Origin of the sequence: Marinobacter sp. F4216 (genome assembly GCF_019931195.1) — a bacterium.
Taxonomy (GTDB): Bacteria; Pseudomonadota; Gammaproteobacteria; order Pseudomonadales; family Oleiphilaceae; genus Marinobacter; species Marinobacter suaedae.
This window is the reverse complement of the sequence record NZ_JAIOUO010000002.1, coordinates 673,967-699,425: the sequence shown is the minus strand read 5'-3', so window position 1 is coordinate 699,425 and position 25,459 is coordinate 673,967. Positions and strand designations below refer to the sequence as shown.

At 48.6% G+C, this 25,459-nt stretch carries 21 protein-coding genes; 10 read left to right on the top strand and 11 right to left on the bottom strand.

From position 1 onward, the window contains the following. The first annotated feature begins 24 nt into the window (after positions 1 to 24). Positions 25 to 1,578: a hypothetical protein gene (locus K8I84_RS03740; protein WP_223793369.1), complete on the top strand. Its 1,554-nt coding sequence runs from the start codon at positions 25 to 27 to the stop codon at positions 1,576 to 1,578. 15 nt (positions 1,579 to 1,593) lie between these two features. On the opposite strand, the gene K8I84_RS03735 is transcribed toward K8I84_RS03740, so the two are convergent. Continuing rightward, positions 1,594 to 2,787 (bottom strand): DegT/DnrJ/EryC1/StrS family aminotransferase, encoded by a 1,194-nt coding sequence (locus tag K8I84_RS03735; RefSeq protein ID WP_223793368.1) that lies wholly within the window; start codon positions 2,785 to 2,787, stop codon positions 1,594 to 1,596. 22 nt (positions 2,788 to 2,809) lie between these two features. Continuing rightward, positions 2,810 to 3,943 carry a glycosyltransferase family 2 protein gene (locus K8I84_RS03730; RefSeq protein ID WP_223793367.1) on the bottom strand — a complete coding sequence of 378 codons (1,134 nt, stop codon included), beginning with the start codon at positions 3,941 to 3,943 and terminating at the stop codon, positions 2,810 to 2,812. Positions 3,944 to 4,323: 380 nt separating this feature from the next. Here K8I84_RS03730 and K8I84_RS03725 point away from each other — a divergent pair, with 380 nt between their 5' ends. The 5 genes from K8I84_RS03725 (at position 4,324) to K8I84_RS03705 (ending at position 10,426) form a co-directional block, all read left to right on the top strand. After that, positions 4,324 to 5,352, top strand: a complete 1,029-nt coding sequence (locus tag K8I84_RS03725; RefSeq protein WP_223793366.1) for a polysaccharide deacetylase family protein — start codon at positions 4,324 to 4,326, stop codon at positions 5,350 to 5,352. A gap of 23 nt (positions 5,353 to 5,375) precedes the next feature. Beyond that, a complete protein-coding gene (locus K8I84_RS03720; protein ID WP_223793365.1) occupies positions 5,376 to 6,461 on the top strand; it encodes a glycosyltransferase family 4 protein in 1,086 nt (361 codons plus the stop codon). Between the two features lie 115 nt (positions 6,462 to 6,576). Next, positions 6,577 to 7,779, top strand: a complete 1,203-nt coding sequence (locus tag K8I84_RS03715; protein ID WP_317848196.1) for a polysaccharide pyruvyl transferase family protein — start codon at positions 6,577 to 6,579, stop codon at positions 7,777 to 7,779. After that, a complete protein-coding gene (locus tag K8I84_RS03710) occupies positions 7,776 to 8,939 on the top strand; it encodes a glycosyltransferase family 4 protein (protein WP_223793364.1) in 1,164 nt (387 codons plus the stop codon). Before K8I84_RS03715 ends, K8I84_RS03710 begins: the two co-directional genes overlap by 4 nt. Next, complete coding sequence (locus tag K8I84_RS03705) at positions 8,936 to 10,426, top strand: lipopolysaccharide biosynthesis protein (RefSeq protein ID WP_223793363.1); 1,491 nt, start codon at positions 8,936 to 8,938, stop codon at positions 10,424 to 10,426. Before K8I84_RS03710 ends, K8I84_RS03705 begins: the two co-directional genes overlap by 4 nt. A gap of 57 nt (positions 10,427 to 10,483) precedes the next feature. Here the strand turns inward: K8I84_RS03705 and K8I84_RS03700 are convergent, their stop codons facing one another. Then, positions 10,484 to 11,251: a sulfotransferase family protein gene (locus tag K8I84_RS03700; protein ID WP_223793362.1), complete on the bottom strand. Its 768-nt coding sequence runs from the start codon at positions 11,249 to 11,251 to the stop codon at positions 10,484 to 10,486. A gap of 591 nt (positions 11,252 to 11,842) precedes the next feature. Continuing rightward, entirely contained in the window at positions 11,843 to 12,967 is a 1,125-nt protein-coding gene (locus K8I84_RS03695; protein ID WP_223793361.1) for a glycosyltransferase, read from the bottom strand. Positions 12,968 to 13,656: 689 nt separating this feature from the next. On the opposite strand from K8I84_RS03695, the gene K8I84_RS03690 reads away from it, so the two are divergent. Continuing rightward, positions 13,657 to 14,520: a polysaccharide lyase gene (locus K8I84_RS03690; RefSeq protein ID WP_223793360.1), complete on the top strand. Its 864-nt coding sequence runs from the start codon at positions 13,657 to 13,659 to the stop codon at positions 14,518 to 14,520. Between the two features lie 20 nt (positions 14,521 to 14,540). Next, complete coding sequence (locus tag K8I84_RS03685; protein ID WP_223793359.1) at positions 14,541 to 15,539, top strand: glycosyltransferase; 999 nt, start codon at positions 14,541 to 14,543, stop codon at positions 15,537 to 15,539. Here the strand turns inward: K8I84_RS03685 and K8I84_RS16975 are convergent. The 3 genes from K8I84_RS16975 to K8I84_RS03670 all read right to left on the bottom strand — a co-directional run bounded on the left by K8I84_RS16975 (position 15,536) and on the right by K8I84_RS03670 (position 18,319). Beyond that, entirely contained in the window at positions 15,536 to 16,879 is a 1,344-nt protein-coding gene (locus K8I84_RS16975) for an O-antigen ligase family protein (protein ID WP_223793358.1), read from the bottom strand. The genes K8I84_RS03685 and K8I84_RS16975 overlap by 4 nt on opposite strands. Next, positions 16,872 to 17,363, bottom strand: coding sequence for a hypothetical protein (locus K8I84_RS17035; protein WP_223793723.1), 492 nt, complete (start codon positions 17,361 to 17,363; stop codon positions 16,872 to 16,874). The genes K8I84_RS16975 and K8I84_RS17035 overlap by 8 nt, the downstream gene beginning before the upstream one ends. A gap of 275 nt (positions 17,364 to 17,638) precedes the next feature. Continuing rightward, on the bottom strand, positions 17,639 to 18,319 hold the full coding sequence (locus tag K8I84_RS03670) for an FkbM family methyltransferase (protein WP_223793357.1): 681 nt from the start codon (positions 18,317 to 18,319) through the stop codon (positions 17,639 to 17,641). A 314-nt stretch (positions 18,320 to 18,633) separates the two neighbouring features. On the opposite strand from K8I84_RS03670, the gene K8I84_RS03665 reads away from it, so the two are divergent. Together K8I84_RS03665 and K8I84_RS03660 are read left to right on the top strand one after the other, a co-directional pair. Next, entirely contained in the window at positions 18,634 to 19,809 is a 1,176-nt protein-coding gene (locus K8I84_RS03665) for an ATP-grasp domain-containing protein (protein WP_223793356.1), read from the top strand. Between the two features lie 7 nt (positions 19,810 to 19,816). Further along, on the top strand, positions 19,817 to 20,986 hold the full coding sequence (locus K8I84_RS03660) for a hypothetical protein (protein ID WP_223793355.1): 1,170 nt from the start codon (positions 19,817 to 19,819) through the stop codon (positions 20,984 to 20,986). Here K8I84_RS03660 and K8I84_RS03655 read toward each other — a convergent pair. The 4 genes from K8I84_RS03655 to K8I84_RS03640 form a co-directional block, all read right to left on the bottom strand. After that, complete coding sequence (locus tag K8I84_RS03655; protein ID WP_223793354.1) at positions 20,979 to 21,791, bottom strand: polysaccharide deacetylase family protein; 813 nt, start codon at positions 21,789 to 21,791, stop codon at positions 20,979 to 20,981. The two genes, K8I84_RS03660 and K8I84_RS03655, sit on opposite strands and share 8 nt — an antisense overlap. A 178-nt stretch (positions 21,792 to 21,969) precedes the next feature. Continuing rightward, positions 21,970 to 23,121, bottom strand: a complete 1,152-nt coding sequence (locus K8I84_RS03650) for a glycosyltransferase family 4 protein (protein ID WP_223793353.1) — start codon at positions 23,119 to 23,121, stop codon at positions 21,970 to 21,972. A gap of 97 nt (positions 23,122 to 23,218) precedes the next feature. Then, positions 23,219 to 24,529 (bottom strand): FemAB family XrtA/PEP-CTERM system-associated protein, encoded by a 1,311-nt coding sequence (locus tag K8I84_RS03645; RefSeq protein WP_223793352.1) that lies wholly within the window; start codon positions 24,527 to 24,529, stop codon positions 23,219 to 23,221. 28 nt (positions 24,530 to 24,557) lie between these two features. After that, on the bottom strand, positions 24,558 to 25,427 hold the full coding sequence (locus tag K8I84_RS03640) for an XrtA system polysaccharide deacetylase (protein ID WP_223793351.1): 870 nt from the start codon (positions 25,425 to 25,427) through the stop codon (positions 24,558 to 24,560). Between the last annotated feature and the right edge of the window lie 32 nt (positions 25,428 to 25,459).

Here is a 25,459-nt window from a genome sequence, read left to right as displayed (position 1 = left end):
TTAATCCGGCTCGAGGCTTACCAGATGGCCAGGAATAAGAATCTTTTGCTTCTGTCGATATCGAGCTCGTTCGTTGTCGGTTGTGCCACCCAGATGCCAGAAGAGCTCGAAGAACTGGAGCCAACAGCAAGCGGTTTTCCCGAGCACGTTATTGATCGGGACGATATAGGATTCTTTTCCGATGGCGACTGGCGGGTTTCAGATTCCATTTCTGGATTCCAGGGCAGTGACTACCTGATTGTCGGGCCGGGAACCGGGGCCAACACTGCAACATGGAACCTCAATATCATTCGTCAATTCGATGTCTACGTTAAGTGGACATCAACCCCTCGACGAGGTTCAAACGTAAAATATACCGTTCACTATTTAGACCAGGCCAATAACCTGGTGACCGATACTGTTGTGGTTGATCAGCGAGAGAACGGCGGGGAATGGTTCAAGCTGGGAACCTACAAAATGTCTACCCTTACCGGCCGCGTAACCACCAACGACGATGCAGACGGATGGGTGGTAGCCGATGCGGTTCTTTTTCAGGAAATCGGTGTTTCCGGTGGCGACGATGTAGCCGACACCACGGGGGATTCCGATGGCGATGGCATGAGCGATGAATGGGAAGTCCAGTATGGTTTCGATCCCGACGATCCATCCGATGCAACTCTGGATTCCGATGGCGATGGTCTTTCAAACCTCGATGAATTCCTTGCACTGACGAGTCCAATCTCCCTGGACACTGATGGGGATGGCATTTCAGATGGTTATGAGGTTGAAAACGGACTCAACCCAACAGCTGATGACGCGGCCGAAGACTCGGACGGTGATGGATTTACCAACGAGCAGGAGTTCGCCGCTGGAACCAACCCGAACGATGGCACTAGCCTGCCAGACGCAAATACCGTCATTCTTACCTGGACTACCCCCACCCAGCGGACCGATGGCAGCGCGCTTGCCGAAAGCGATATCGCGCAATACGAGCTGTCGTATCAACCAATGAGCGCCACGTCCTCATCGGAAGAAACAGTGGTGGACAACGAGTCCGATGCCTTTATCACTTACGGCGGCGGCAGGACGTCGAGCAGCTACGAAGGTTTCATCGGAGCAGACTACTTCCTGATGAATCCGGGCAGTGGTGAAGTTATCGCAGAATGGGCGGTTACCAACCTCGCGGTCGGAGTGAGCTACGATATTTATGCACACTGGGTATCGTCAGGATTGCGTGCATCAAACGCGACTTACCAGTACACATTCACCAATAACGAGGGACAGGAGAGCACCGGAAGCGCAACTGTGGATCAGCGGGCTAATGGCGGATCCTGGCAGGAAATTGGCTCGTTCACGACCAGTGATGGCCAAATCATGATCAGAATCGACAATGACGCAGATGGCTATGTAGTGGCTGATGCCATTAAATTGACCCCCGCAGCTGCACCGGAAACAACAGAAACGATTGATGCTGATGGAAACAATTCCTATGTCGTAAGGAATCTGAATTCAGGCCAATGGCAGTTCAGGATCAGGGCGATTGATACGGAGGGCGTTGCCGGAGAGTTTTCGGAACCAAAGACTCGCACGGTAGAATAAAATCCAATGGAGTACCTATGACACCCGGTCAGCCTCACTTGCCCAGTCATCCGAGTACAGCTTTTTCATTATCTTTACGATCTTATGAATATCCCCAGGACGCACATCTTCGTGGCACGGGAGGGTCAGCAGACGAGAGGAGAAGTCTTTCGCAACCGGGAAATGAGCGCTCTCAAAGAAACCCTCAAGTCCTTCAAGCTCGGGGAGAATTGCACCGTAAAAATTAGTCGCTCCGATGCCGGCACGATTGAGCGCTAACTCGGCATGCTCCCGGGCAGTGCTGCTTGGTGCAAGCAAAGCGATCCTGACCCTTGGCACCGAACAGCCAGGATGATCCATTCTTTTGCAATCGCTCCCTAGCAACCGCCAGCCATTGTCGCATAGCTCATCTAACTCTTTCCGATACAGGTCGCCCAGATAGGGCCTTTGAAAAAAGTATTGGATACCTCCAAAAAGCAGTGTGTCAGGCAAGATGGCCCGCCGGATATAAGGGCACTCCTGATAGCGCGTCTGGCCAATGTGCAAAAAAGGGACCTTTTCAACGGCCCAATAGGGCAATCGCATCATCAGCCAGTTAAACACTAAGCGTTTGAATCGCCATAATATACCGACCGATTTGGCCAGAGAGGGTGTGTTACCCAGAGCCTCCTTTACCAGCCGCTGAAGTTTCCTCTGATAGATCAAGGCCCCCCCACCCATCAAATTGATCGGCTTACCCCGGCCAAAACTCAGAACGATGGCATCCGCATGGGAAAACGTAATGCCGGACGGAGGAAAACACTGGGCCGAATCTTCTATCAGGAAAATCTCCCGCTCTCGACATATTTCGGACAAAACCTTTAACCGCTCGGGCACCCCAAGGAATCCAACAGCGACAACGGCTACACAGCCAGGGCCAATAGCGTGACAGAGCCGGTTATCATCCATTTGCGCCGTATTCGACAACAGATCGACAAGGACTGGTTTTGCCCCCTGGGCCACGACAGCCGCGACCAGATCCGGACAACCATAAGCAGGCAAAATCACCTCCGGCGCGGAGATATCCCGTTTCTTTGCGATGGCAATGGCTATCGCTAAGGACAGAGCCTGGGTACCATTTTCCAGAAATTCAGTCAGGTAACCATTAATCGCCCACGGATACCTGAAGTTGCTGGGGACCGGTTCAGGGCGTGGAACTCTGCTACCGACCGGCCTGACTTTACTCATCATATTATTGGCTTCTCCTTGCCTGTCAGCGCTCGGACGGTGTCCAAACCGTCATTCGCTTGCCCCCCATAAAGGAAACCGTTGCATGCGCTATAGCAATGTTTACCTGAACGAAGAAATACGGGATCTTGATCAGAGTCTGCTGCCGGACGCCTGGTATCAGGCGACCCGTAAGCACCAACGAATAGAAACCAATCTGTGCCAGTAACACCAATAAGTAGAACCAGCCGGCCTTAGCCAGCACTATGGAGGTAGCCAGTAAAAGGATTTGAAACCAGGGCACAGCCCAGCGCATCACTTTGTGGCCAAAGACCTGAAACGAGAACATTCCGTACCTAAACGGATTCAGAACGTCGGGATGTCGGGTTAAAGCGGTCAGCCCCCGAATCACCGTCCGGATCTTTCTCTGATACTCTTTTGTCGAATCACTGACATCCTGATAGAAACCGAGAACATCTGGTGCAGTCACTGCCACCAAACCCCTCCGCGCACAGTTAAGGGCGGTATTGAAATCACTCGGTGAGTAGATGTCCCAGTTTTCCTCGCAGACCTCTCGTCGAGCGGCAAAAAAAGACCCGGACAGCCCTACAATGCCATTTCTATCGGACTCAAGGCGGCGCAACCACATTTCATAGCGTACGTAAGCGCCCTCGCCCACCACACTGCCATCACGGCTGAGGAACCGGTCCTCACTGGATACAGCCCCGACCATCGGATTTTCAAAATAACGAACCAGGTTGCGGATTCCGTCCTCGGGAATAGCCGTGGCTACGTCTGAGAAGACCAGAATGTCACCGGTCGCCCTTTTAATGCCCTGCAATTGCGCGTGCTCTTTCCCCTTCCTTTCTTCAGCACGAGCAAGGAGGACACCCTGGGCCGAATAATCGTCCACGATCTGGTCTGTCGCATCGACTGAAGCGTCGGATGCAACAATGATTTCCATATCCGGGTAATCCAGTTTGAGGCAGTTTTCAATCTTGTCACGAATTCGGAGTTCCTCATTATGTGCGGTAACAATGAGGGAAACCTTGGGCAAAGAGCAACCAGCCCCGCTTGATGCAAGTTTATTCCGCTTTGGAATAAACACCAGAACCAAAGGGTAAATGAAGTAACTGTAAACAACGCCAATGAGTGCTGTCCAAAACAGGATCACCGTCATAACCGACCATCCATGCGAGTGGTTCTACCCGGTTACTGCGGACACTTCTGAAAGACGCGCAATGTGCGGAAGTAATTTCGTGACGAAATACCCAAACTATAGACCAGATTTCAGGCCCGGCCATGAGCATTTCAGACTCAATTAAGGATTTTTTTAGAAGTTTAGTAGCCCGGGGTGCCAGATCATAAGGTCAGCGAGTCTTGGAACGCGGCCAGAGCTCAATCAGAGCCTGACTGGATCTCAAGAGGCAGCCCGCTCACCAGAGTGGGATACCCGGCGATAATGCAAAGTACGGGATTGGCTGATAGATTGATGGGTACAGGCTTTAACGGGACGCTACAATCAAATAAAGCCGTAGAGACTATCAAGGAGGCATGGTCTTGGCCCATCTCAGAGCTGGTGTGAAATTTATCGCCACGGCCATTCTCGCTGTGATCGCGTGGTTCAGGATAAAGCTGTCTTCCAGGCCCTCGCTTATTATCCTGACCTACCACAGGATTTTGCCTCAGGACCACCCTGACCGTAAATTTGAACAACCTGGGATGGTGACCACCCCCTCTGCTTTACGAGATCACATTGGCATCATGCGTTCCATTGGCGCAGAGCCGGTCCATCTCGATGAATGGCTTGCCAGAAAGCGCAAAGGCGAACAGCTCCCCCCACTCTCTGTTTCATTCACCTTTGATGATGGATGGCGTGACAACTTTCAGTTCGCGTATCCGGTTCTGAAGGAAACCCGTACGCCCGCAACCATTTTTCTTGTCACCAAGCTTCTGGACTCGGATCGAACATTCTGGCCTGAAGCCGTCCTGCATTTGCTGACGTCAACAGGAGTTCCCAACGGCAAGGCTGAGTTTCAGTGGCTGATACCTTTTTTACCCAAGAGGGCTATATCCAAAGCCCCGCTCTCCCTGAACGAGGCTGACCAGGTTATCAATCGCCTTAAAGAGCTTGATGATCAGGCCATTATCAGCCATTTGAAGTTAATTGAAGACTCGGGCCTCATGCCAGAGTCCCCAACATCCGAAAAGCGTTCTATTCTCTCAAGTACTGAGTTGAAGGAAATGGCTGCGGAGGGTCTCGTAAAATTCGGCGCCCATACCCGCCACCATTACAGACTGAATCGTTTGAACGATCTTTCTGCCCTGGAAAATGAGATCAGGGGTTGCCATAACGATCTCAAGTTAATCAAGGAAGGCGCCGTGTCGATTTTCTGCTATCCCAACGGAGATATCACACAACAGGGAGAACAACTCGTTCAGTCTTGCTTTGACGCCGCCTGCACCACCAAGACTGGCTGGAACCGCTCTGACCGTAACCCTTACGACCTGCATCGTTTTAATCTGCACGACGGCAATAGCAGCAATGGGCGAAAACTTCTTGCAACCCTCGGGCGAGGCATCGTATGAGCAGCGGGGCAAGCAGAACCGTTGTGACCCAAATTGTTTCAGGAGATCTGTGGGCAGGTGCTGAAGTCCAGGTATTCAACCTGTGCAAGGCGCTTCTGGCTACGAACACCGTGGAGGTTACGGCGGTCGTCTTAAACGAGGGTGTCCTGTGCAAAAAGCTCAGAAATCTCGGTATCCACGTTGACTTAGCCGATGAAACGAATCTCAGCGCCCTTCAAATGATCAGCGCGATCCGAAAACACTGCGAGCAACACAACACCAGAGTACTCCACACGCATGGCTTTAAAGAAAACGTCCTGGGAATCGCCGCAAAGAAACTCGCCAGAGTTCCCCGCTCCATAAGGACCGTTCACGGCAATCCTGAAAACCAGATCACGCCTGCCCAGCCGCTGAAATGGCTCGTTCAAAACATCGATCACTTGCTCGGACGAACCATGCAACAAGCCGTCATCGCCGTATCTTCCCAGCTTGAAGAAACCCTCACGCCAATGTTTCCCGGCAAAGTACACAAAATATTCAATTTTATAGACATCGACACAATTCGCGAACAGGGCGCTGTAGAACACACATCGGCTCATCAGGAACCGAAAGTGGGCCTGGTTGGGCGCCTTGTACCGGTAAAGCGAGTGGATATTTTTCTACAGATGATTCGGCAGTTGAACCAACGAGGCATACGCTGCAAGGGCATCGTTATCGGATCGGGCCCCCTTGAGCCGGAACTCAAGAAGATGGCCAGCAACCTGGGAATAACCAATCACATCGAGTTTCGCGGTTTCGTGGAACCCGTGTACCGGGCCCTTAAAGACCTGGATGTACTTGTCATGCCGTCGGACCATGAGGGCTTGCCAATGGTCCTGCTCGAGGCTCTTGCACTTGAAATCCCGATCGTTGCACATCGGGTAGGAGGCATCCCGGAGGTACTGGCAGACGGACACTGCGGATGGCTCGTGGAAGACCACTCACCAAGGGGGTATGCAGCGGCTGTTACCGAAGTACTGAACAATGAGAGCGAAAGAACGACCAAATTAGATGCGGGACTTGCCCGCGCGCACCGCCTGTTCGGTGCGGAGGCGAACGTCAAGTTGTATGAGGAGCTGTATGGAACATAGTTGTCTAGCTGCGTCGCCAGCCAATTGAGATGGCACTGGTCAGCATCTCTCGGGCCGGCATTCTTGTTAAAAACAAAAACATGTCAGTTTTTGTATGACTTAGAGTATATGGAACATGCCTAAAATCTTAATGCTATCTGACATTACCGGGCTCGGCCCAGACTACCACGTAGGTGACGAGGCGATGGCGGAAGTAGCCATCGAGCGCTTGAGCGATCTAATCGGAAAGGAGAATCTAATCCTTGGATGCGCGAATCCAGAGCGGGTGCCGGCCACCTATGGTATCCGGGCCTTTGCCTTTTACCACACAACGGACAAGCAGCACCGGATGATGCTTTGGAGCAAGCCGTTATCCTATTTCAAGTCATTCATGACCAACATTTATCAGGTTTTACGTTGCGACAAAGTGGTGATTTGCGGTGGAGGCAACATGACAAGCGTGTGGCCGGAAGTGCTTGAATCACGTCTTCGATTGCTGAAAGTCGCCAACTTCTTTGGCAAGGATGTTGTCCTGGTGAGCCAGACCATTGGTCCCTATGAGGAACATCATCGCCAGCAGGTAGACCAGATTTTGGCGAAAGCCCGGTGGATTGGCGTCCGGGACATTCATTTTTCCCAGACACAGATCAGTGCCCCCGTACATTTTGCTCTCGATGACGCATGCTTTCTGGATCATCGCCATAGCGATTACAGCCGCAAGATATCCGATGAACAAAAACATTTCGCCTGCGTTTCCATGCGCAAGTTCGGTGGCATGAACGACGATGATGTCCTCCATGTTGCCAAAGCAATAGAGCGGGTAACACAGGCGAATGGTGTTAAAACCGTATACATTCCCCACCACGCCCCGGGTGGAGTCAAAGGCGACATCGAACTTGGCAAAAACATATCTCACCTTTGGCCGAAGGGACAGTTCCACATGGTAGATCCCATTCCCTTGGCCTCAGAGCTAAAAGCATTGACGGCGGACAGCCAGTTTGTCGTTTCAATGCGATATCACCAGCTCATTTTTGCACTGTCCATTGGCATCCCTGCGGTCGGGGTTTATGTAGATCAGTACACCCAGGCCAAACTGACCGGGGCGTTTGAAGCTATGGGGCTTGAGCCTTTCGTCACCTCGGTAGAGAACATTGATAATGATCTCGAAGCCTTGGTAGCCAAAGCCATCGCGGCCCAGGAAACGTTCGAGGCCGCCGCGCAAAAAATCCAAAGCCAGGAAAGGGCGAGCAACCTCCGTCCATATTATCTTCTGAGCGATTCTGACGAAGCCGAGCGAATCGGCAATCTGGAGGGCGTCCGTGAGGTGAAGAGTCTATGACCGCAATGATGGTGCTCTTCCATTGCGAATCCAATCCGGGCTACGCCGCATCCAGTCACGAACACACTTTTCTGGATGTGGCGCTGGAAATCGTTGGGGACTATTCTCGCGTCCACTATGCCTATTCACGACTCGACGGGGGAATGACCCCTTCCCTACCGGCGGCGCTGACCAACGTCATTCAATTGGATACTCAGTGGTCGGCACCAGACCAGCTCGCAGATATCGAGCAATACGTGCGCCAAAACAGGATTAAATACCTGCTGGGCTTCGATCAGCCCGTTTCTCGCCCCATGTATCAGGCACTGCGGCGCGGAGGTGTCGAAACCTTCGTTTCGTACTGGGGTGCACCCATGAGCTCACTCAATACCGGGCTGAAACTGTTCCTGAAAAGACTTGAGGTATCCACCAAGCGGCTTGGTCCTGACCATTACATATTCCAGTCCGCCGGTATGCGAGACACAGCCGTTCAGGGCCGCGGGATTCCGAAACAGAAAACCTCTATCGTAAAAACAGGCATCGACACAGCTAAATACGTGCCGGATCCACAACTCCGCCATTACGCACACCAGGTATTCAATATTCCCAAGAACCGAAAAATCGTCATATTTTCCGGGCATATGGAGCAGCGAAAGGGCGTTCACATCATCCTGCAAGCTGCACACTATCTGACACAAGAGCTGGGCCGTTCCGATGTTCATTTCCTCATCCTCGGCAACCGCCCCGGAGAAAAGGAACGTTTTAACGAGTTCCTGCAAGATGAGAAATCCAATCGCCACATAACGTTCGGGGGATACCGAACAGACATCCCGGACCTGCTCAAAAGCTGCTCAATCGGCATGATCGCTTCAGTTGAGTGGGATTCCTTCCCCATGTCTTCCCTGGAGATGGCCTCTACCGGCTTGCCTTTGCTGGTATCGGACCTCCCCGGACTCAATGAAACCGTAACACCGGAAACCGGTTTACGATTTCGAACCGGGGATCATGTTCAGGCAGCAATCGAGTTAAACAATCTTCTGAAGAACCAGGAAAAGATGCAAAAAATGGGAGAAAGTGGGCGTCAACGAGTCATTGACCACTACTCACGACACTCCCAGGCACAAGGTATCCTAAGGATCTTCAGGGAGATGGAAGAACAGAAAATGGAGTACGTAAATTGAGTAACGCCCGTCAAATGGTAACCCATTCGACGATATATGCCATCGCCAATATATCACGGCAGATAGTTGGCTTCGTAATGCTACCTGTCTACACCACCTATCTGTCACCATCTGATTATGGTGTTGTCGGACTTTTAATATTTGCGGTAAGCCTTTTCGAGATGTTGTTGGGGGCACAAATGTTTCAGGCAGTGCCCAAGTTCTATCATCAAGAGACCAACCTGAAGTCTAAGAACTTCGTAGTAGCCAGCGCCTTCGCCATAACGGGTCTGTTTAGCCTTGTAGCTGTAGCGGCGATGGCATTCAACTCGCAAACAATATCTGATCAGCTTTTTGGGTCCGTTGAGTATGAAGTCTACGTACAGATATTTTCAGTACTCATCCTCACACACTCGCTGGAACAATATGGACTGGCTTACATCAGAATAATTCGAAAACCATGGCTATTTTTCTGGTTCAGCATCGCGAAGCTAGTTCTCCAATTAACACTCAATATAACGACAATCGTTGTACTCGAAATGGGCCTGATGGGCCTGGCCCTGAGCAGCTTGATTTCTTCGCTGATCATCGCTTTAGCCTTGGCGGGCTACACCCTTCATAAAACCGGCCTGAAGACCAATGCTGCCATATCCATGAGAATGCTGAAATTTTCCTGGCCACTGTGGCTTACTGGCCTAATTGGTCTCTATATTGGTTCGTCCAACAGGTATTTCATCAGAGTTTTCTCATCGATTGATGATGTGGGGCTTTTTGAACTCGCTGCAAAATTTGGATCAATTGTGGGAGTTTTAATATGGATGCCCTTCTCCCAATACTGGCAAACGGAAAGATTTTCAGTTGCCCAAAAGGAAAACCCTTACCCCGAGTACTCACTGGCGTTTAGAACGATTGCCTCACTGCTTTTAATAGGCGGCGTGTTTGTTAATATATTCTCGGACATCACGATAGTTATAATGTCGGCAACAGAGTTCCACCCTTCTGCCAGCGCAGTGCCCTATCTAACCATATCCGGCATATTGCATTGCCTTATCTTCTTTAATAACTTCAGCTTCATGCACAAGAGCGAAACCATCAAGATGACGAAGCATAATGCTATTGCCGCTGTCATCATCACTGTATTCTATCTATTGCTAATACCGAATTTCGGCTTCGTTGGTGCCGCTTTCGCTCTTATGGTCAGCTACTTCATCCAGTACATTTACGTCCTGTCAGCGGCTAATAAAACCTATCCGCTCAGAATACCCCAAAGACCCTTCATGCTGTCATGCCTGATACTGCTGGTTGCCTCACTTATAAACGGAGCAATGTCCAACACGACGCTATCACTATCCACAATATCTGAAAAATTTGCGTTGGCAATTGTGACCTCAACAGTGATAGTTATGTTAATGTTTAAAAAGCCAGAGATAAAGGCAGCTGTTCGGGAATTCATGAAAATCATAATAAAATTAAAAAAACCAGCAAAAAGCATAGAAAGATCAAATTAGTGTATTGGGTGACATGGGCGTCATGATTTAAACACTCATATTTTTTTACCCAAGTGCCTAACTATTAGATGTTTTGTTAAGCGATAGTTTACAACTCTGATAAGCAGACTCCGCTGCTCGAAGAAGCTCCGGAGGAATATTGATGTCAGGATACCCTGTTGTCTTTATGACTCTTCCAGCCCGAATCTTTTCTGATCGGTCCCCGTACCCTGGTTTTCCTGTATTATTGAAAAACCTGTAATCACTCGTTAGAGGAGAGCTAAGCCCTAGCCACTTAGTTAAGTCTCTTAATACCGCCTCTGTTTTATTTACCAGATCATCAGATTCCAGAAAGAAATAGTCCGGATCAACAGCCTCGGCATACGCAGTTAGCCTCATCAATCTTGAACAATAATACTCTGACGCTTTTTCCGGGTCTTCATAAATTTTCATACCTGAAATTTGCCCCATTTTTATGATACTTTTAATTGAGCTCCGAGGATTTCTCAATAGAAATAACACCTTAGGCTCTACCGCCTTTAAAACTTCTCCTGAAATTTCATGCTCGTTATGCAAAATTTTATCTAGGAGATACTTTCCTCTCAAATCAACCTTCAGATCGTGATACAGCGCAACTCTCATTTTCAAAATATCCATATAATTAATATAGGATCTGTGTAGCTCACTGTACCCACATATAGAATCATTACTGCCCAATATGTGAGACAGTACCGATGAACGGCTTCTCATGTGGCTCAAAACAAACAAATACCTTAAAGGACTTGTAATAACACTAGGATTAAAGATAACTTCTTTTATTTTCGTTACTCTGATTGAAATAGACATCTGAGCCTCTCAATAAATTAAAAGCCTCTTTACTTAACGAATTGATGGAGACAAAGCCGGCAAGCTCATCAAGGATGATGCTGGATGCCTCCTCCGCAAATCGCACCTTCAGAAAAACTCAGCATAGAAGGACCCGACAGAACTCGCCAATATGAAGCACCGAACTCAATGGTATTGGCTAGGTAGTCGCTCGAAGCGACGCCGAATTGAACCTAGTGAGCTGATGGGAGTGCGCGTATTTGCCAGGAAACCCAACGACGGCACTAAAAGGAAAACGCTTCAGGCAGTGAACGATCATCTATAAGATTGGTAGTTCACTAGACATGGTCTGGCAGAAAATATTCACATTGGCTAGGAATAATCCAGCAATTTTACCACGTTAACTCCCTAATATCCTGAAGAACAAATCAAAAACACACATCGCCTGTCAAGAGGCTAGGTAGAAAAACATAATCCTCATCGGATTGCTTGAATAGTTATAAGACCTGTCACTAAGACAACCCGATTTCATCCCTCGGATTTTTCCTACTGTCCCGTTTCGAAAAGTTATTTTAGGACGGCCATAAATGGAAATGCACCAAAACTAGAAACTCAAAGACGCCTTGTAGGCTCCCAAATCCTATAATCTTTCCCAATCATGAAATCTTTAAAGGCAGAAAATACCGCAAGATTATACGCGACAAACAACCGACCATTTAACAATATTACTTGGCGCATTTTCGGATGCACCAAAATTAATAAAAAAATAAGCGTCACCACCCCAATCAAATTCCAACTAATTTGACCGAATAAATAGCCCAAAAAAATCAGCATCGATAAAGAAAACGCTAATGGAGAAATCCATCTAAGTATTTTATGACTGAAAAGCTGCACCCCATACCATCCGTATTTACGCGCGTTAAACAAGTGTTTATATTGGGCCAGCGTAGCCAGACCATGGGCTATAGTTCTTACCTTTCGATGGTACTCACTTCTCACACTCTCAGTCTTCCGATAGCTTCCAATGGTTCTTTTTTCAACAATAGCCTTATAGCCATCGGTAACACACTGGAAAGAAATTCCAAGATCAGAGCATATCGAAACAGGGACCTTTTCAAACAGGCGCTTTCTTGTAGCGAACAAAGACCCACTCACACCAACACTAGATGTCACAATTGATTCGAGTAATCGGAGGGAACACACATATTTCAAGTGCAATTGCTCAAGCTTTGCAACACCAGTGTCAGAGTGATCTACCGAACTAACAGCACCGATCTTGGAGTCCTCAAAATGGCTGCAAAGATATTGTAAGCCATTCGAGTTGACGCTCGTCCCAGCATCAATGAAACATACGATATCATGAGATGCGGCCTTTACCGCTTCGTGAAGAGCTACCTCTTTTCCTACTCGCTTTGGCAAATAAATAACCTTAATCTCATTCGGGTCAATTTTATTTAGTAAAGCATTAGTGCGATCATTGGAGCCATCTGAAATTATAATTTTTTCCAGATATTCATCGGGATAGTTTATCTGACGCAAATTCTCGACTTTAGAGGCCAGTATATCTTGACCATTATGAATTGGAACAATAAGTGATACAGGGGGTAGTTTTAGGATTTTCTTTTCATTATCTACTGATGGGTATCCTTTTACCATCGAAGCTAAAAATAAAATACCTGGATAAATAAAATAGGCATACAATGGTATCACAATAATAGCAAAGGAAATAATCAACATAACATCTCATCCATAAGATAGTTTCATTTATACAATAATTAAAACGTTTACAATCTCGTTCCTCAAAAAAATCCCGCAAAAAAACCATACAACCACATATCATTTTGCATTAATAAAACTAAACATTAATATAGAAAACCTATTTATCATCCCTTACCAAAAATCGACTAAAATAAATTAACCAAAGCAATAAAAAAACACAAAACGCATAAAAATAACATATTGATCATATACATATAAAAACTGCATTGAAATGATTAGGAATCAATTGAAAATTACACCCATTAACAATAGCTATCGCTAACCTCAAATTAATTACAAAAACTCACCCCTAGATCATTAACTAACTTTTAGTTGAAAAACTTATTTTGTAAAGGAAGTCTTGCTTCCGCCTTATGCCCGAAGGCTTTTTTCTTGCCACCCAAATAGCCCATCCGGTTAGAGACAAACGGCGCTAAAAAATGAAAAGAGATGCGTGGCTTTGAAAAAAACGTTTTTGTCCGTGCTTTGGGTGTGTATCTATCGGGCTTCGGGCTTAACACTGCGTTCTTTATCGCGGTTGCTCGTCCTTTCGGGACACCATGCTTTAGAGCGGAAGAATTCATTTCAGGTTTGGGACGATCAACTATACTTTCTTCGGTACTTTTTAGGTTCACCCTTATTCAGAGACTGGTTTTAGAGGCTGCGCCATGACTCAAGCATCGGTTTTCGCAAAGGTTGTTACGTTGGCAATACTGATCTCACTTACCGGATCAGCTATGGCCTGGACGCGGACACTTACTTTTGAACAAGGCACTATTGGCTCGAAGGCGCAAGGTGGGGGTGATGACGATTTCGATGATGCCGCCGGAGGCTCTTACATCACGAACGAAGAGGTCCTGTTGGGGAGTCAAGCCGCAAAACTGACTATAACCGAGGGGGCAACAGCTTTTGGTAAGTGGGGCGGGATCGTACATTTCCCTGAATTATTGAAGAAGGGTGATGAAATCTGGTTTAGCGTGAATTTGTACTTTCCCTCGGGCTTCAATTGGGATTCGTATGGCAGAGGCAGCCTGCTGAAATTTCTTCGAGTGCACGTACAAACCAGCAGCGGAGACAATTCTGGCTATAACGATTGGTATATGACACCAGAGGACACAGTAATTCCTCACCAGTTTCTCTATGAAGGCCAACAACAGTGGTTCCGGTTTGGGGCGGAGTCGGATGAAATTCAGAGAGGAAGATGGGAACACTATGAAATGTATATCAAGTTCGACAATCGATCGACTGACCAGGGAGGCACAGCGTTAGTGCGCGTTTGGAAAGACGGAAGGTTATTGGACGAAATCACGGGTGCAGAAACACTCAACAGTTCGACAGATACCTCAGACCGCGCTCATCTTTTCACCTATTGGAATGGGGGCGCCCCAAAAACACAGCACATGTATGCCGATCAAATCGTAGTCACTTCCGATCGGCCCTCAAACAGAGATGCTGCGGGGAACTTGATGGTTGGCCCCCCAAGCAGTTCCGGCGTAAGCCGACCACAATCACCCCAGTTAAATGTCCAATAATCTGCGAAAAGAACGCTAGTATGGAGCAGGAAATCATGGAAGATGCAATATGGATTACATGGGAACGCCAGATTCGAAACCAATCCACCAGTCAGTATTTCGGGGTTCCCCTATTTGAAATCATCCGGCCGACCTCCTCCCGAACAGGTCGCTATCTTAGTTGCGCCAAGCAAACCATTTCTATCATTTTCCGACAAAAACCCCGTATCTTATTTGCACAAAACCCATCTATTGTTCTCGCAATATTGGCTGTCGTATTAGGGAAGTTAATTCGGTGTAAAGTAGTTATCGATGCGCACAATACCGGCATTCACGGCCCGGAAAATGGGCCAAATTTCATTTCTCGCGCTAATCGGTATGTAATAAGAAAATCCGACGCCGTTATCGTCACCAATGCGGAGCTCGCTGAGTACGTTCAAAGTCTCGGAGGTCAGCCCATCATCCTTCCGGATCCCCTGCCTCGCCTTTCACCGCCCGACGATTTGAACACTCCTAGTGAACCAACTGATTCCCAAAAACTAAAAGCACTTTGCATAACGTCTTGGAGCGACGACGAGCCATTGTCTGAACTTCTCATTGCAGCAAAACGCCTCCCAGATAATGTAGATTTCTATTTTTCAGGCAATTTTAAAAGGTTCTTAAACTCAATTCCTATGGAACTACCCGAGAACGTTAAGTTAATGGGCTTCGTAGAAGAAGCAGCTTTTCAACGGCAACTTTTCGCATCCGATTTTTGTATCGATCTGACAAAGAGAGCAGCTTGCATGGTCTGCGGAGCATACGAAAGTATTTCAGCAGAGAAGCCCATTCTCCTATCGAATTTCGCTGCCCAGAGAAATTACTTCACAAAGGGAACTGTTTTTTGTGATAACTCAGTGGAGGGCATCATGGCGGGAATTCAGGAGTTGATTGACAAGATTGATGAATACAAAAAAGAGGCTTCTGAATTAAAACAGGAAATCCTCACCAAAGAGGAACAACAACGAGCTCAAGTTTTTTCAGAAATCCATAGCCTCTAGACGGATCGTATAGACGCTACAGAGTTTTGGCCTCGACTAGGCTCCCTCTCTCCTTTTGGAGAGGTTTTCACTGAATCACGATATACGATGTTATTCGCGCAAACAAACAATGCAAGATGAATCCAGAGAAATGGATAATATACGACCGAGACAAACTGTCCTGCGAATATAATCCCGAAAAGAGAAATATTAAAATAGGAGAAAACAAAATAAAAAAAACTCTTATCGTTCGCTTCTTTCAGCCGCTTTCTCGTTGCATTGGTTTTCCAAATACTATAGGCAAACATAAGAAGGTACACTGATAGCCCCAAATATCCGAGCTCAGCGCCAACCTGTATAAAAATATTGTGCGGCAACTCTGCGTATTCATAAAGCATATCTTCTCGATAAACACGTTCGTAATATGGGATGAAGTTAAAGTACCCCACACCTAGGAATGGGTGGTCATTTAACATATCTATTCCATGCTCCCAGTAGAGAAATCTTTGAATGGAAGTCCTGTCAGTGCCTGCATTCTCAAAACGCTCTTTTTGTTCGTCCGGAAGGATCGTCCAGAGAACGGACATTGCCAGAATGCAGGAAATCAGTACGCGAGGCCTGAATACCGCCTTCGCGTTCAAGACCAACAGTTGCAGAAACAGCGCGACCTGCCCTCCCCTTGAGCTAGCGCCAATAACAACCATCACCGCCGTGACAGGCATCAGTAGTACAATTGAATACCACTTTTTACTCGCTTTTTCCTTCAAGAAGTGTGCGAATGCCCAGGCCAACGGCCAAAAAACCAGCATTTGAATAGCAAGTTCTCCGGAATTCTGAAAAAAGCCTTTCGGCCCCATTAGCCCCCAATCGGTAAACGAAAACCCTCGAGCTGCCCATTTTAAGGAGAGTGACAATGAGAGTTTGAAAGAGGCCAGGAAGAAAATGCATAAAAATATAAAAAATCGCTTCTCCGTATTTACAATATTAATGATTAAAAAATAGATAATGAACCAAGTGTAGGAAAACTCGAGCTGTTCGTATGACAACGATGGCCAGTAGGCCAAAAAGCTTGACGAAAGGATGATCAGAAAGAACAAGATGATCATTATATTAATCGGCGTGGATACCCAGCGCACCGTTTTATCGGTGAAGCACCCCACAAGCGCGCCCAAAACGGTTAGCTGAGTCCAAGGCAGGAAATCAAGCCACGGATAAATGGACTGCGGACGAACATACTCAAAGAAAAAGTAGCCGCAGATCATCCAAAAGGCGAAGGACTCGCCTCGAAAATACCGCCACATTTTCATCAGCCGAAGCTGATAAAAATCGTCGATTGTAACCGTCTTCTTTTTTTTACTCACACAACTTCCCTACCGCTTCCATCACTTTCTGTTCACACCGAACAAAGAACTCATCGCTGCAGTTGAATGGGTCATGGATATAGGGATTTGGTGGAGAACAGTACGCGCCGGCCAAGGCCAGAGCATGACTGGGGCCAACTCTTCGTTGAAAAGAATCTATGTGGGAGGGTTCCATTACAACGATCAGATCACTGTCCTGAAACTCAAAGTTCTTCGCATTGACCGTGACATGATCATCAAGACTTAACCCATTAGCGGCCGCAAACTTTCTCGCTCTGGGATCCGCTGGATGACCATCGGTACAGTCCAGCCCACAAGACCGTGCCTCTCGTCCCAGGCTCCTTGCATACACTTCCGCCAAGGGGCTACGGCAAATGTTTCCACTGCAGATGAAAACCAGACGCTGGTTTTCATCTGGCTTCGCAGCAGGATAACGTCGGTAGGCTCCAACCGTCGCGAGTATCCCGTGGCCGATGAACCGCATGAGTCCATTTTTCGATCCGAAATATTCATAGACAAACCGACTCACAACGCAATCTCCATATCTTCCATGCCCCCTGCGAATCCCTCAATCACCTTCAAGATTAAGTCCCAAGGAGCAGCCTTTACGAAAACGCTCTCAGGAGCTTTCGAAAGACAGCTAGCGCATACTTTGGGTTATCTCACCAACCGTCGCAGTTACCGCGGCTATCAGGTTGATCAAAGTATAGTAAAGGACCTGCCTAAGGGACGCTCCTGAAGGTCATGACCGTCCTGTGGTTAATTATTCAGATTGCTGGGTTTAAAAAGGATATTGGGTGAATTTTTCAGTTTTTCGTACTCGTATCCCAAGCCCTTCAGATCGTTGATGATTTCCTGCGATCCGGTTTCAACAATGAGCACCGGACGCCAGCGCTCAATGAGCTTTTGCATTCCCTGTAAAACAAACGCTTCATGACCTTCCGCGTCTATCTTTATCAGGGCAACTTTTCGGCCTATCAGGAATTCATCCACCGGAACCGTTAACACTGACAAGCCAGTACCGCTGTCAAACTCAAGATGCGCCCGATAGTAATTACTCAGTCCGGTCGAAAACGCCGGCACCGCCATACCAGCCAAACCCAACTTGTCCGATACTGCTGCGTTGAAAAGAGAAACATTTTTGAGAGGAAACTTCTGGACGTTAGCCGCTAACAGGGAAAATGTTGTGGGTACCGGCTCGAATGCAATGACTCGCCCGGTGGGACCAACCAGCTCTGAAAACTTCTTCGTGTAATGCCCGACATTCGCGCCTATGTCGATAACCCAGTCGCCATCGTTGATCAGTTGGTCAAGAATTTCGTACTCTGGCTCGTCGGCAACGAAACTTCCTTTTTTAATCTGGCCACCGTAGTGGATACGTTTTAATTCGTCCTGCCAACTGTTCGGCAGTCTTGCAGCGAGTTTCTTAAGCGCATCCACACAGAGGCTCCTTCCTGGTCGTGTGCCAATCGATCATCCTGATTAATCATTGAACAATATAGCCTTATTACGGGCTTTGTCCATGCCAATCCTGCACCCGCACGAGGAAGATACAGGCCCGTTATTTTTTTCAGGCAAAGCAGTCGCGCCCAAGATCTGAAAACCTTCAACAGGGCAGACAGCAGCAAAAGTCCCTTTTCTCACATCCCTTCAGAAGCCAACCTTGAATATTGCTTTAATTGGAATTTGCAGCATTTTTGAAAGATAATAAAAGTGCTGCCTTAGCAAGGGAAAAACACAGGACGTTGCGATCCATGGAACCCAGAATTCTGGTGCTTGACGGAAACCAGAGAGCCTCTCTCGCAGCGGTCAGATCCCTTGGAGAAAAGGGATTGTGGGTAGCAGTCGGTGACAGTACTGACCGATGTATGGCCGGATTATCTCGGTTTTGCCAGAGGTCGATTACTTACCCCGACCCTTTTGAATCTCCTCGTTTCTTCTTCGAGGAACTGCTTCGTCAAATCGAAGCCCTGAAGATTTCCTTCATTCTTCCCATATCTGAAGCGACGACTTATGTAGTCCTCAAATATCGACAGGAGTTGCCGCCCCATCTGACACTTCCCTTCCCTGACGCAGATTCAATGGAACAACTTGCCGATAAGAATAAGCTGTTCAAGTTTGCTGACGAACACGGCATCCCGATTCCCGAGACAATCTTTTGCAACAACGTCGCTGAAGGGCTTCAAGCGCTTGAGAAAATCCACACCTACCCTGTCGTCTTGAAACCAGCCAAGTCGCGAATCTTGTTGCCAGATAGAATTTTCTCAACCCGCGTCATGACAGCGCAGTCGGCCGAACAGGCCGCTTCCCTTCTAAAACAGAACGATTTCTTCGAATTCCCCTACTCCATCCAGTCATTCATCGAGGGTGAGGGGCAAGGCGTATTTGCGCTGTTTAACCAGGGAGAGCCGGTATGCTATTTCTCGCATCGCAGGCTGCGTGAAAAGCCCCCTTCGGGCGGTGTCAGTGTTTTGAGCGAATCAGCCCCACTTGATGACAGGCTCAGAGAGTCAGCAGAAAAGCTGCTCAGGACGGCGAACTGGCACGGTGTGGCAATGGTTGAGTATCGGGTATCCAATGACGGACTTGGTTACTTGATGGAGGTTAACCCAAGGTTCTGGGGGTCTCTGCAACTGGCCGTAGATTCAGGTATCGATTTCCCCTGGTGGCTTTACCTGGTGAGTACAGGGAAATCAGTGCCTAAGGTCGAATACCAATATCGGCGTTTGCGCTGGATACTCGGGGACCTGGACAGATTGCTGATAATCCTTAAATCCCCGAGAAACAGGTACTCGATAAAGAGCAAACTTCTTGAACTCATCCGTTTCTTCAAGCCTGGCTTCAATACACGCCACGAAGTTAATCGCTGCCGCGATTTTAAACCCTTCGTGTTCGAACTGAAGCAGTACCTCCGGGCGCTGAGAGGCTAATCATTTCATGGAACAAGCCTACGTCATTATTCTTGCAAACGGGTTGAACGGCCTCGGTGCAGTACGATCAGCTGTTTATGCGGGGATTAAGACGTACACGCTTGTGGCCAACCCGAAGGACCTCACCGCCTATAGCCGATACAGCAAGCCCTTCCAGCTCATCCCGCTGAATCCCACGGTTTCTGAGGTAAGGCCTGCTCTGGACCGAATACGCAGTACAGAGGGGGCGCCCGGGGTCGTCTTGGCTTGCTCAGACTCGTCCGCAGAACTGATTGGGCAACTGAAAGACAGCGGGTATTCAGCTCACCACCTTATCGGTCCGACATCGGAAGCCACGAACATTCTCAATGACAAGAGGCAGGAGTGTCAGGTCATGGATTCCGGCGGAGTAACGTTGCCCAAGACCTATTACGACCTGGAAAGCGCCCCCCCGGAATCCTTTCCGGTTCTCGTCAAACCGCGATCCTTTCGCGAATACGAAGCACTGGGTTCAAAGAACCTAGTTCTGGATAGTCCGGAGGCGGCAGATGAATTCAGAGAAAAGTTCAAGGGCCAGCTGGACAAATTTATCGCCCAAGAAATCATCCCTGGCGACGATAACAATCTCTGGGTCTGCAATGTTACTTTTGATCTGAACCAGAATTTAAGCTCTTGTTTTGTATTTAACCGGCTCGGCACGATGCCTTCCCACTACGGCGTCACGTCGCTCGCTATCAGCCGCGACAACCAGACTCTGCGGGAAGAATGCGAACGCATCGGGAGAGCCCTTGGCTATACGGGACCCGCTATGATCGAATTCAAAAGGGATCCGTCATCCGGGAAGTACTACTACATCGAAACGAATCCCCGCCTCGGAATGTGTAATTGGTTCGACACCCGTTGTGGAATCAATAATGTGCTGGCATCCGCCAGGATTGCGAATGGTGATTCGGTTGATTTTCAACCTCAGAAAAATAATCGGATTTACTGGAATTTTTTGGGTGACCTTATCGCCAGATTGGAGAATCGCGAGAATATTCTTGCGATCGCATGGCTTTATCTCGGTCTATTAAGACGTCAACGGGTTGGCGCTCTTTTCTATTGGAGAGACCCGGTTCCGGCATTCAAGTATTCCTGGGATACGATGAAAAACACCGCATTACGAGTATTCAGAATAGTTCGAAACAAAGTTATCTAATCGCCCGAAGCCTCTCCTTAAATGCCTCAAACCGGTTTACGATCTGCTTAAACTGATCATGGTCCTCAGGCAACGAGAATCTTGGAATTTCATAAGGATTTCCGCCTTCCCTTACATACCCCGGAATGGTGCTGAACGACATGTTTACTCCCGCTTTCTTAAGATACTCGATAGCGATGGAGTCGTAATCTGATCTTCTTCCGGTTGGATAAGCAAACACTCTCACTGGGCCACCAACTTCATCCTCCACTCGGCGGAAGGACTCCCTGATTTCGAATGCCTGTTCTCCCGGCTCGAGTGACGCCAGGATCCTGTGAGAGTGGGTATGGGGATATACGCCGTGCCCGTTCCGAACCAGGGTTCTTGCATCATCCCAGGACATGGGAGAATAGTCTTCAGGGATATCTTTTGGAAAAGGAACATCCAACTGCTTGTACAACTCGGACTCCAACCAAGAGTACACCTTGGTTTGAGTCTCCTTTTTCAGACGATCTCGCAGGCCCCGGATCTGCTGGCCTTTACTCTTCGCATTCAGATCAATGGAATAACAATCACCCGAGGGAAGCTGTAGCTTCACCTCTTTCCGTTCCGAATGCGCCAGGCCGTAGGAAAGCTGATCGTCCCAGGGCCACAGTTTCTTGTCCAGAAAGCCCGTGATGACAAAAAAATTGAGTACGTATCCAAACTCATCGAATACTTTTGCGGCTAGCTCCGAGTGATCTGCGAAACCATCATCTATGGTAAACACCACGGATTTCGACGGAATGGACTGCCCTTCAGCGATAAACCGCCAGAGGTCCTCCATTGAAAGCACCTGATAGTTTCTGTCCCGCAGGTAGCTCAAGTGATGCCGTAACGTGTTTAACGACAGCCTTCCTGGCGCCTTTGTACCGTCTGTCGCAACCCGGTGAATCATGAAAACTGGTACAGACGGAGCACAGCACAAGCGAAAAACGCCGGTTTCGCCAAGGAGGTTAGCGACTCTAAGTGCGACACTTTTCATCATAGGACTGGTTCCCAAGGAGTTCCCTGTAGAGGCTCTCATACTCACGCAGCATGCGGGAGAGCCCAAATTTTTCCCTGGCCACTTCCGCTGCGCACCGGGTTATCTTTTCCCTTACCTTTTGGTTTCTTAACTCCATGAGAGCCGCGGAAATTGCCGCCGGGTCTCTGACAGGAACGAGCATGCCAGTCTGATGGTCATCGACGATTTCCTCCGGCCCCCCGCTTCGAGTGGCAACGATGGGGGTGCCGGCCATCATGGCTTCTACCGTTGATATCGAAAAACCTTCCGATACTGAGGGAAGCACAAATGCATCTGCCTGTCTGAGGATGTCTCTTATATCCTCCCGAAACCCCAGCCAATGGATATTAGGCACGCCTTTGGCGGACGATTCAGCTCGTTTCTGAAGCTTTTCGAATAGCCCCTTTCGTTGGTGTCCGACCACCACGAAATGCATTTTCGGCTCGACCGTGGCCATTTCGATCGCCGCATCAACGAGGTATTCATACCCCTTGGCAGGCCGAATGTTTCCCACCGACACGGTGAGGATCGAATCCTGGTCCAATCCCAGTTCCGCTTTGAGATTCTTGTCCGAAGATCCAGAAAATAAGTCTGGATCGACGCCATTGTATATGAGCTTAAGTTTGCTCTCGGGAAGCGTGCTCCGATCAGTGAGCTCCTGTTGAAGACGTTTCGATACGCAAATGATTTTCGAAGCGCCCCTGCCGATGCAGAAAAATTTTGCGCGAAGGAATCGCTCCTTCGCTGCGACGTCGACCGCTCCATGGAAGGTCGCAATCATGGGTTTTCTGCAGATTAACGCGAGTAAAGCCCCATACACATTGGAGCCCAAGAGGTGGCCATGAATCAGGCCCACGCGTTCCTGAGAAACGAACCTTCTCAGGACATTAATATAGTTGAGGTTAAAACTTCCCTTTGAATCAATAATATGGGGCTCTATACCGACCTCGCGAACCTTGTCAGCGACCCAGCCCTCACCTCTCAGAATTACAAGGTTACGCTGACCGACTTTCTGAAAGTGTCGCAAAAGGTTGATAAAGACCGTTTCCGCCCCCCCTGGCCCTGTTGTATCAATCAGATGCAGAACGGTTGCTTGGGAATATTCCTTCATTCCAAAAAAAACCTCCATGCCCCTGGCAGGCCGGTGTGACAGTCCCCACTGTTCACGATGCGGACCCAGATTTGAGAATCCTAATCTATGAATAACATCAAGGTAACGAATTCACGATCTTGGGCCCAATCAACCTGGTAATCCACACAGGCAATCTTCGCCAGACTTCTATGACCATCTTGAATTTTGGGTTATCGGGGTTCAGCGCCGGCAACTCCCCGCCTTCTGGCAAGACGTAATCCCAATGCATGGAAAGCTCTTGGGCTCCCCACTGCCTTTTGAATTTGTAGGTTCCGGACTCGGGCGAGCAGCGACCAAAATCGAAGTAGCGGAAGCCTTGCTCCATCGCGAACTCAAGGATGCGCCAATACATCGCCATATTTGCCCCTGTTTGGCTAACCCTACGAAGACTGGATGCCCAGGGAATCTCCATCCTGTCTCCGGATCCTGTCAGAAACGCACATGTGACTGCTTTACCATTCCTTCTCCCTATAACCAGCCAGACATTGTTACCCAAACTATCGAGCAGGTTACGAAAAAAGGGGCGTCCATAAACGGGCGTTCCGAGGTCTCGCATGTTGATGGCAAATACTCGATAAAATTCGTCCAGGAACTCTGCCCCGCCGATACTGAACTCGATGGACTCCCTCTGACCGCGGCGGATCTGTGCCCGGAGCTTCGGTCTGAAGCTATCCCAAAGGTCCCTGGGATTCGTGGGTAGTGGTAGCCAAAAAGTAACCTTGTGACTACGTTGGCGGAGCCCTAATCCACTGTCCCCAAAGTGCCGCAACTCCATATGTTTTGACTGCATCTCTGCTCGCCAGCAATCTGCAGCCTGAATCAGTTTTCGAGCCACATCTCCATTGTCTGCCAGCACTCCCCCGTAGTTGAAATACGGCACGGAAACCATGAAGTTCCCGAACAGATAACTGTTCATTTGGGTAACCGGGAGTACTCCGACCACCTGATCGCGCTTATCAATCGCCAAAAAGTAGCGAATCTGGTGTTTGCAGGTTGCCCCAATGAAAGAGGTCACAGCAGTACTATGCCAGATGGACCCGGCTGGATGGCCAGCCACGTACTGGTCAATGGGCAAGGAATGCTCATGACTCGCAACTTTCACCTCAAGAGGTTCCGTAACCGATTGATTGAGGATCGCCTGCGGCACAGAAATTTTGGGCGGAGACCAGGACTTTTCAATAGATTTGTTTTGGTTTTGCTTTACACGTTTCTTTAGGGCTTTTATTTCTTTGATATTTCTCTGTAATTCACCCAGCAAATCTTCAGCGGGCGCCGTCGACTCCCGGGCCTTATCAACCAACCTGCCAAGGCGTTTGTTCTCCTCTTGAAGAAAGGAAAGACGAGATTCCAGTTCTTCGTGAGGATTTGAGACGCTCTCCAGCTGCATACACCTTCCCCGGATGAAGTGGAACTCCTCAGACGGCAACTGGCTCTAAGGGAATGTTTGAACCTGACAACACCTTCGAAACCGGTCCGAAACTGAAGTCCCCCAACAATTTCTCCAATCGGCCATAACAGCGGTCAAGATTGTTATAGTGTCTGAAGCGAGAAAATGCCTTCACGTCGAGCCGTGGCTGACCCGGATCAATTTCCCAGGGGTGCAAATAGAAGATAAACGGCTCTCCAAGCCGGTTAATCTGGCCCAACCCCCATCGGCTCAACCAGTACGGAAACAGTCGAAAATAGCCACCACCTGCAATTGGTAGGCGATAACTACCAATGGAACAGGTGGAGAGTGGAAATTCCGTCAACTGGCCACCATTGGGGGCCTGAATTCGGTAAGGGGTGAAAGGGGTCCCGGGCATACCGTATCGATCATGGTGAACGGGAAATATCGAAGAATCCCAAGTGAAACCCTCATCGCAAAGCACATCTAGTGCCCAGAGTGACTTGGCCGTAATGGAATAACTCGCGGCTCTGTATCCTGTAACAGGCGCCCCGGTGATGTCTTCGAGAATGGCCTTGGATCTACGTGTTTCCTCTCGAAACACTTTTTCTGTTTGGGAATAGACCAACTGATGACTGTAGCCATGGCTGGCGATTTCATGCCCCGCTTGCTGTATCCGACGAACAAGGTGAGGCGAACGCTCCGCTACCCATCCGAGCACGAAGAAGGTTGCCTTCGTATCAAACCGTTCAAATAGCTCAAGAAGCCGATCCGTGTTCGATTCGACCCGATACTCCATCTGCGGCCAGTCGTCCCGGTCGACTGCTTCCGCCAGAGCTGCGACCTGAAAATAGTCCTCGACATCAATAGTAAGCGCATTTCTGATTTCACTGCTCACGACGGTTTCCCTGTCCTCGGTTTGCTGATCGA

What these genes read in the sequence shown, in the direction of transcription:
- K8I84_RS03740 (WP_223793369.1), top strand. Translation starts at nt 25, where the DNA reads ATGGCCAGGAATAAGAATCTTTTGCTTCTGTCGATATCGAGCTCGTTC.
- K8I84_RS03735 (WP_223793368.1), bottom strand. Translation starts at nt 2,787, where the DNA reads ATGATGAGTAAAGTCAGGCCGGTCGGTAGCAGAGTTCCACGCCCTGAA.
- K8I84_RS03730 (WP_223793367.1), bottom strand. Translation starts at nt 3,943, where the DNA reads ATGACGGTGATCCTGTTTTGGACAGCACTCATTGGCGTTGTTTACAGT.
- K8I84_RS03715 (WP_317848196.1), top strand. Translation starts at nt 6,577, where the DNA reads ATGCCTAAAATCTTAATGCTATCTGACATTACCGGGCTCGGCCCAGAC.
- K8I84_RS03710 (WP_223793364.1), top strand. Translation starts at nt 7,776, where the DNA reads ATGACCGCAATGATGGTGCTCTTCCATTGCGAATCCAATCCGGGCTAC.
- K8I84_RS03700 (WP_223793362.1), bottom strand. Translation starts at nt 11,251, where the DNA reads ATGTCTATTTCAATCAGAGTAACGAAAATAAAAGAAGTTATCTTTAAT.
- K8I84_RS03695 (WP_223793361.1), bottom strand. Translation starts at nt 12,967, where the DNA reads ATGTTGATTATTTCCTTTGCTATTATTGTGATACCATTGTATGCCTAT.
- K8I84_RS03690 (WP_223793360.1), top strand. Translation starts at nt 13,657, where the DNA reads ATGACTCAAGCATCGGTTTTCGCAAAGGTTGTTACGTTGGCAATACTG.
- K8I84_RS03685 (WP_223793359.1), top strand. Translation starts at nt 14,541, where the DNA reads ATGGAGCAGGAAATCATGGAAGATGCAATATGGATTACATGGGAACGC.
- K8I84_RS17035 (WP_223793723.1), bottom strand. Translation starts at nt 17,363, where the DNA reads ATGCGGTTCATCGGCCACGGGATACTCGCGACGGTTGGAGCCTACCGA.
- K8I84_RS03665 (WP_223793356.1), top strand. Translation starts at nt 18,634, where the DNA reads ATGGAACCCAGAATTCTGGTGCTTGACGGAAACCAGAGAGCCTCTCTC.
- K8I84_RS03660 (WP_223793355.1), top strand. Translation starts at nt 19,817, where the DNA reads ATGGAACAAGCCTACGTCATTATTCTTGCAAACGGGTTGAACGGCCTC.
- K8I84_RS03655 (WP_223793354.1), bottom strand. Translation starts at nt 21,791, where the DNA reads ATGGAGGACCTCTGGCGGTTTATCGCTGAAGGGCAGTCCATTCCGTCG.
- K8I84_RS03650 (WP_223793353.1), bottom strand. Translation starts at nt 23,121, where the DNA reads ATGAAGGAATATTCCCAAGCAACCGTTCTGCATCTGATTGATACAACA.
- K8I84_RS03645 (WP_223793352.1), bottom strand. Translation starts at nt 24,529, where the DNA reads ATGCAGCTGGAGAGCGTCTCAAATCCTCACGAAGAACTGGAATCTCGT.